Below are 7,329 nucleotides of genomic sequence, written 5' to 3' on the forward strand. Positions count from 1 at the left end.
GGACTAATCCCGAATGCTTTCGGGATGTAGTTCGGCATTACCATTCTACAAACCAAATCCGCCACAGGCGGAGAACTATTTTAGGTTAAGAATTGGTATTAATTCTTAGCGACACACTCAGAGGCGAACGATATATTATATGAAATACTACTTGAGTAAATAAGTATTTTATATAAACTTATAACTTGCCAAAGACATACATATTATTTGACCAAGACAATTCGCCGTGGCGGATAATTATTGAGCCTTAATAACTTAACCTCTATAAATTTAATTTATAATCACAAAAAGTTGTTTTACATTTGACAAATGAAAAGGCAAAAAGCAATACTCTGTTTAATAACGCTGCTTGCATTATGTATAAGTTGCAACCTCAACAAAAAGCCGAAATGTACGCAAAGCAATACGGTACATGTACCCCAAAATGCTATTGATTATTTCTATTTTAAAGAAGGAAGCTGGTGGGTTTATGAAGATGAAGCAACAAAGGAGCAGGACAGTGTGTGGGTGAGCTATTCCCGAAAAGATACTTTAAGCCCCTATTTCACAGAACCGACACCTGATTAGCAGTACGGGTCATGTTATGATAACATTGGGATATTCCTTTGCACAAATAAACATCAATTGCAAAGCAACAATGCTGTTATTGGTTACTATATTAGAAAAAGAGGTAACGATGCTAATGACCGAGTATATACATTTTTAGAATTTTCTGCATTGAACATTAATGCTGGACTAAATAGATTTTATCGGAGGCAGGATAGTACATTGGACCCCGTTAATGGTTTTAATGAAAATATTAGAGATACTAGAAATGTCACAATTAATAAATTAAATTTCCCCGATTGCATAAAATATGTTTATGAAAAAGGACCTGATTGGTGTAATGAATATATATATGCAAAAAATGTAGGTCTAATAAGTTATAAACTCAAAGGTAAAAACAAATGGAATCTTATCAAGTATAATATAGTAAAATAAAAATAGATTATATAGTTTTAAAGTATTATAGAAATTATTTTTTTATCAATGAAACTGTTATATATATAAACTTAACCAAATACTACTAATATTTTAATACAAATAATTTTAATTTGCAAGCTCAAAAACAAGTTTTATATTTGAGGCATGAAAAGACACCTAAGCTTGCACATACAATTTGGAAAGTATTTTTTAATAATGGCCAAGTATATGAACATATGCCCGATAAAGGTTTTGCCAATTTTTCCATGACAACTAATTTAGATTTCATGAATAACTATGTATACTCCTCTCCCGGTTTGTGGCTTATTAAAAGACCCGGCGTAGTAGAGATTAAATTGGAATCGAAGAAAACTGATAATATAGAAATAGGTATACAGTCATACTATCGTTGCAAACCTGTGGACGGGCTCAAGTTACAAGGCTCTTGGACCTCCCTTTCTGACCCTAATAGTCCCGATATGAATAATTATCAATCAGGGCAAAAACCACTAATTAGTTTTACCAAAGAGGGCACTTTTACTGATGAAGGCATCTTCACCAATGTATTACAAATATATCAAGATAATGCACCCATCAAAACTGCTGGAAGTGGTACTTATATTATTAAAGATTATTCTTTAATACTTTTTTATTACGACGGCCATATAAAACAAGTTGCATTCACTGGATTTTTGTCAGTTGACCCTGCGGTTAATGATGATAGAATTTGTATTGGCAGGGCGAAAATTAGAAAACGGACTATATAAGTTTCTACTAAGCCCTCGGATGAAATTGTATCAACGTATCACGCAAAAATTCTCTGTCCAAATGGGTATATATTTCTGTGGTCGTGATACTTTCATGTCCGAGCATTTGCTGCACCGCTCTGAGGTCGGCACCGCCTTCTATTAAAGCTGTTGCAAACGAATGTCGCAACGTATGCGGACTAATATTTTTAGTAATTCCAGCCATTGCAGCTAATTTTTTGGTGAGTGTAAATATATATATTCTGCTCAGCCCTTTTCCAAAACGATTCAAAAATAATATATCAGAAGAATGCTTATCAATTGTTACTTGATTACGAAAACTTTTTATATATAAATCAATTGCTTTTAATGCAGCACTACCTATAGGAACTAGTCTTTCTTTACTTCCTTTTCCCGTTACTTTTATATATTCACCTACAAATGATATATCAGAAATTTTAAGTCCTGTTGTTTCACTAACACGAAGACCACAACTATACATTGTTTCGATAATCGCTTTGTTTCGATGTCCATCGGGCCGACTCAGGTCTATTTGCAGCAACATTTTTTCTATCTCTATATGGTCGAGTGTATCGGGAAGTTTACGTGCAAGTTTGGGAAGTTCCAATAATTCTGCCGGACTTTGTGTAATCAAATCCTCCATCAGCAAATATTTATAAAACGCTCTAATGCCTGATATCATTCGTGCTTGGCTTGTATTACTCAAACCCAATTCCACTACCCACTTCACAAATGCTTGTAAATGTTCAAGCTTAATTTGCAGTGGATTTATTATGGTAGTTTCTGTTGGGTTTGTGAATTGTTTAAGCTTTTCTACATCATGCAAATAAGCCTCAATGGAATTACCAGAAAGCGATTTTTCCAATTGCAAATAGGCTTTAAATCCCTTAATGGCAGTGCTCCAATTCATATATAACAGTATAAGGTATAAAGTATATAGTATAAAGATTGAAGCAGCATTCTATACAATATAATTATTTTATTATATATATTATTTTTTCTCTTGTGTCTTCGCCAACAAATAATAATCGGCCAATACCAAAGCAGTCATAGCTTCTACAATGGGCACAGCTCTGGGAACTACGCAAGGGTCGTGGCGACCTAGTATTTGTATAGTTTTGTCATTCCCTTCTTGGTCAACAGTATTTTGTGGGAGTTTGATTGATGAAACAGGTTTGAAAGCGACATTAAAATATATGGGCATTGCATTACTAATTCCACCTTGTATTCCGCCTGAGTAATTTGTTTTTGTTATAATATGTTCGGCTACATTTTCAAACACATCATTATGTTCACTGCCTTTCATGCTTGCTGCTGCAAATCCACTTCCTATCTCAAATCCTTTTGCTGCATTTATTCCCATCATCGCTGCTGCTAGTGCTGCTTGCAGTTTGCCAAACACAGGCTCACCAAGGCCTACGGGAAGTCCTGTAGCAACACATTGTATCATACCGCCGAGTGTATCACCTTCCTCTTTTATTTGCAAAATTGCAGCTTGCATTTGCTTATCCAATTCTGCATCGGGGCAACGCGTTATATAATTATCTGTAGTATTTAAATCAAGACTATCATAGTTTTTATCAAGAATTATATTACCTATTTGTTTTACAAATGCGTTTATATATATTCCTTTTGTTTGTAAAAATAATTTCGCTATTGCACCTGCTGCTACCCAGTTTGCTGTCTCCCTGGCCGATGAACGTCCACCCCCACGGTGGTCACGGATTCCGTATTTTGTATAATACGTATAATCAGCATGTGAAGGACGGAAACTATTTTCTATAGTATTATAATCTTTCGATTGTTGGTCTTTGTTTTTTATTTGTATAGAAATTGGACTCCCAATACTTCTACTTTCATATACACCTGATAATATTTCTATAATATCATCTTCATTTCTGGGTGAAGAAATATCCGATTGCCCAGGCCTTCTTCGGGCCATTTGTTGTTGTATAAAATCAATATCAATCTCTAATCCTGTAGGGCAACCATCAATCACCACGCCTATAGCTGGACCGTGCGTTTCGCCATAAGTTGTAATACGAAATATATTGCCGAAGGTGTTCAAGGTTTATTATATATAATATAGTTGTCTTTGATTTTAGGAGTACTTAAATTATCCTTTACATTATACTTTGAATTTAGATATATACGTAACTAAGGTTTAATTTTTTTCTTTTTTCGTCGCCTCGCTCGCCGCGAAGGCTTTCCTTTTTACACAAAAAGGAAGCAAAAGTGTTTTTGTTTGCGAAGGTAATTTTGCTCTTCTCTAGCTCCCCGAATAATATCGAATGTTTTGCGGAAGGGCAAACCGTGGTCGAATCAACAGCAAGGTTTCCACTAACCTGTTTGTATTTATTGTACAAGGCATTGCATACCTGATATAGGATTTTCACTGCTGTTGCTCCGCCACCCCGCCGTGGCGGGCTGCCGCAAACAAAAAGGGAGCCTGTGGTAAATATGATATTTTCGTGGCCTATGGAAATTAGATAACGCTCGGAGTACATTTATACGTAATTATATATTTATATGTTCGCTTCTGGTTTCATTTGAGGGAAGAATAATACATCTTGTATCGATTGCGAATTGGTCATAAACATCGTTAATCTATCTATACCAATACCCAAACCTGCAGTTGGTGGCATGCCATACTCTAAGGCTCGCAGAAAATCGTGGTCAATAAACATCGCTTCATCATCGCCACGTTCGGTTAGTTTTAATTGCTCTTCAAATCGTTCACGTTGGTCAATGGGGTCATTCAATTCTGAATACGCATTGGCAATTTCTTTTCCATTAATCATCAATTCAAAACGCTCTACCAATCCGGGTTTACTGCGATGCTTTTTGGTAAGCGGCGACATTTCGATTGGATAATCTATAATAAAGGTAGGTTGTATAAAATTCTTCTCGCATTTACCACCAAATATTTCATCAATCAATTTTCCTTTGCCCATACTTGCATCCACTTCTATATGCAATTGTTTGCACACGTCACGCAATGCATCCTCATCCATTTCCGACACATCAAAACCAGTATATTGTTTAATGGCATCATACATCGTTACTCGGGGGAACGGACGTTGGAAATTTAAAACAGTATCTTCAAACGGCACTTCAGTGGTTCCATGCACATCAAGAGCTACTTTCTCTAGCATCTCTTCCGTAAAATCCATCATCCAATTATAATCTTTGTAGGCAACGTATATTTCCAAAACGGTGAATTCAGGATTATGTGTTCTATCCATTCCTTCATTACGGAAATCTTTTGCAAATTCATATACTCCATCAAAGCCACCTACGATCAAACGTTTCAAATAAAGTTCGTTGGCTACACGCAAATACAAAGGCATATCCAATGCATTATGATGCGTGATGAAAGGCCGTGCCGCTGCACCTCCAGGAATACTTTGCAGTATCGGAGTTTCCACTTCCATATATCCTTTATCATTAAAAGTATTACGCAGTGAGTTAATGATTTTACTGCGTTTAATAAATACATCTTTCACCTGTGGGTTCACTATCAAATCCACATAGCGTTGGCGATATCGCATTTCAGGATTGGTGAACGCATCAAAAATTTCCCCTTCTTTTTCTTTAACAATAGGAAGTGGTCGCAGCGATTTCGCCAATACTTTCATCTCGGTTACATGCAAAGTTGTTTCACCCGTTTGTGTGGTAAATACATATCCTTTCACCCCGATAATATCACCAATATCCAATAATTTTTTGAATACGGTATTATATAATGTTTTGTCTTCGCCAGGGCATATATCATCGCGTTTGATATATATCTGCATTTTGCCAGTGGAGTCTTGTATTACGCCAAAAGCTGCTGAGCCCATAATGCGACGGGTCATAATACGACCAGCCATGCTCACGTTCTTATATTCTATCTTATTGTTCTCGTAGTTCTCATTAATCTCTGCGGCTGAGGCGTTGATATCCCAAAGTTCGGCAGGGAAAGGGTCAATGCCCAATGCCATAATTTCGCTCAAACTTTGTCGTCTGATAATTTCTTGTTCGTTAAGTTCCATTGGGCAAAGATAAGCCAAGAAATTGTTTAAAAAAGACTTGCTATTTGCTACGAAAATAAAAACCCATATTTGCAGAAAAGCAATTTACTGCGAATATGGATTTTTATAATTGCAGATGAAAGTTACCTGAACAAACTCAAATATTGCTCAAAAACAAAAACTTTATTGCGTTTAAATCCCGTTTGTTCTTTTAAGATTTTGAGCTTTTCAAAATCTTGAACCAGCCTATGGGCAGTAGAAATATTTATCTCTAACACCCCAGCAATTTCGGGAATGTCAACAATAGGTTTACTATACAAATAGCTAATCAGTTTTTTGGCCATTGGAACCTTTTTGCCCAATTGTATAATTTGCTTTTCTTCTATTTTTTGCCTCAATTTCATGATGGCATAAAAAGTTGCAATTCCACTTTCAGCCGTTTCATTAATCCCCACCAAAAAAAACAAGAGCCATTGTTTCAAATTATTGTTGGTGCGAACCTGTGTTAAATTATCATAATAATGTATGCGGTTACGCTCAAAAAAATCAGACAAGTACAAGGTAGGTTTGGCGAGTATATTATTACTTACCAAATATAGTGTGATGAGCAACCTGCCCAGCCTGCCATTCCCATCCAAAAAAGGATGTATCGTTTCAAACTGATAGTGTGCAATAGCAATGCGTATCAAGTGTGGAACATGCAAATCTTCATTGTTCAATAACAATTCAAGGTCGGCCATTAGGTCGGGCAAATCAGTATGATGTGGCGGAATAAAAGTCGCATCTTTGATGGATGAGCCTCCAATCCAGTTTTGGCTACTGCGAAACTCACCTGGTAATTTGTGTTTGCCTCTCACCCCTTGTAATAATTTTTTTTGTGTGAGTTTAAGCAAACGATTACTGAGCGGTAATCTATCCATTTGTTTGATGGCATAATTCATTGCTTCTATATAATTATGCACTTCTTGCCAATCATCTTTTTTATCAGGCGATATATATGCTTCACTTTGTAGTGCTTCATCAATACTGGTTTGTGTACCTTCTATTCTACTACTTTGCGTAGCTTCTTTGGTAATATGCATTTTGATAAAAAAATTCACATCAGGAATCATCATGCTCAACGCATTAAGCTCTCCCAATTTTCTATCAGCCGAACTTAATAAACCACTCAATCTGCCATCGGCCAATAACCAATCGTGGTTAACGGGCTCTGGTGTGAAGCTTTTGTAGCCGTACTGTTTTTTTTGTGTGCCTGATTTGAACTTATTGATATCCATTTTTCACTATTTACAACTGCAAATATAAATATTTATATTCGCATTTAAGCAGTTTCCTGCAAATATGAATTTTTATATTTGCAGAATGGATGTCTTTACACACTATTAAATATTTTGTAAAAATCAATCAAACGTTTTATCCCATTTTAAATGTTTAAACCTCCCATCTGCATCTTTTATCATATCGATACAATATGTTATACCGACACGCAATATATAATAGTCCAAAAGAAAGGGACTAATCCCGAATGCTTTCGGGATGTAGTTCGGCATTACCATTCTACAAACCAAATCCGCCACAGGCGGAGA

At 36.0% G+C, this 7,329-nt stretch carries 9 protein-coding genes; 3 read left to right on the top strand and 6 right to left on the bottom strand.

All coding sequences use genetic code 11. The annotated features are described in order from the left end of the window. Nucleotides 1–309: 309 nt before the first annotated feature. The 3 genes from SGJ10_11430 to SGJ10_11440 all read left to right on the top strand — a co-directional run bounded on the left by SGJ10_11430 (nt 310) and on the right by SGJ10_11440 (nt 1,730). Nucleotides 310–567, top strand: a complete 258-nt coding sequence (locus tag SGJ10_11430) for a hypothetical protein (protein MDZ4758730.1) — start codon at nt 310–312, stop codon at nt 565–567. Nucleotides 568–624: 57 nt separating this feature from the next. Beyond that, nucleotides 625–981 carry a hypothetical protein gene (locus SGJ10_11435; GenBank protein MDZ4758731.1) on the top strand — a complete coding sequence of 119 codons (357 nt, stop codon included), beginning with the start codon at nt 625–627 and terminating at the stop codon, nt 979–981. A 140-nt stretch (nt 982–1,121) separates the two neighbouring features. Next, on the top strand, nt 1,122–1,730 hold the full coding sequence (locus SGJ10_11440) for a hypothetical protein (GenBank protein MDZ4758732.1): 609 nt from the start codon (nt 1,122–1,124) through the stop codon (nt 1,728–1,730). 7 nt (nt 1,731–1,737) lie between these two features. On the opposite strand, the gene SGJ10_11445 is transcribed toward SGJ10_11440, so the two are convergent. The 6 genes from SGJ10_11445 to SGJ10_11470 all read right to left on the bottom strand — a co-directional run. Further along, on the bottom strand, nt 1,738–2,640 hold the full coding sequence (locus tag SGJ10_11445) for a site-specific tyrosine recombinase (protein MDZ4758733.1): 903 nt from the start codon (nt 2,638–2,640) through the stop codon (nt 1,738–1,740). A gap of 81 nt (nt 2,641–2,721) precedes the next feature. Next, nucleotides 2,722–3,798 (bottom strand): chorismate synthase, encoded by a 1,077-nt coding sequence (aroC, locus tag SGJ10_11450; protein ID MDZ4758734.1) that lies wholly within the window; start codon nt 3,796–3,798, stop codon nt 2,722–2,724. A 73-nt stretch (nt 3,799–3,871) separates the two neighbouring features. Beyond that, nucleotides 3,872–4,237: a hypothetical protein gene (locus tag SGJ10_11455; protein ID MDZ4758735.1), complete on the bottom strand. Its 366-nt coding sequence runs from the start codon at nt 4,235–4,237 to the stop codon at nt 3,872–3,874. A gap of 18 nt (nt 4,238–4,255) precedes the next feature. Next, complete coding sequence (gene lysS / locus SGJ10_11460) at nt 4,256–5,764, bottom strand: lysine--tRNA ligase (protein MDZ4758736.1); 1,509 nt, start codon at nt 5,762–5,764, stop codon at nt 4,256–4,258. A gap of 122 nt (nt 5,765–5,886) precedes the next feature. Further along, entirely contained in the window at nt 5,887–7,020 is a 1,134-nt protein-coding gene (locus SGJ10_11465) for a Fic/DOC family N-terminal domain-containing protein (GenBank protein MDZ4758737.1), read from the bottom strand. A gap of 123 nt (nt 7,021–7,143) precedes the next feature. After that, the coding region (locus SGJ10_11470) for a hypothetical protein (GenBank protein MDZ4758738.1) at nt 7,144–7,329 on the bottom strand (186 nt) is incomplete at its 5' end.

The organism is Bacteroidota bacterium (assembly GCA_034439655.1).
GTDB lineage: Bacteria > Bacteroidota > Bacteroidia > UKL13-3 > UKL13-3 > CANJUD01.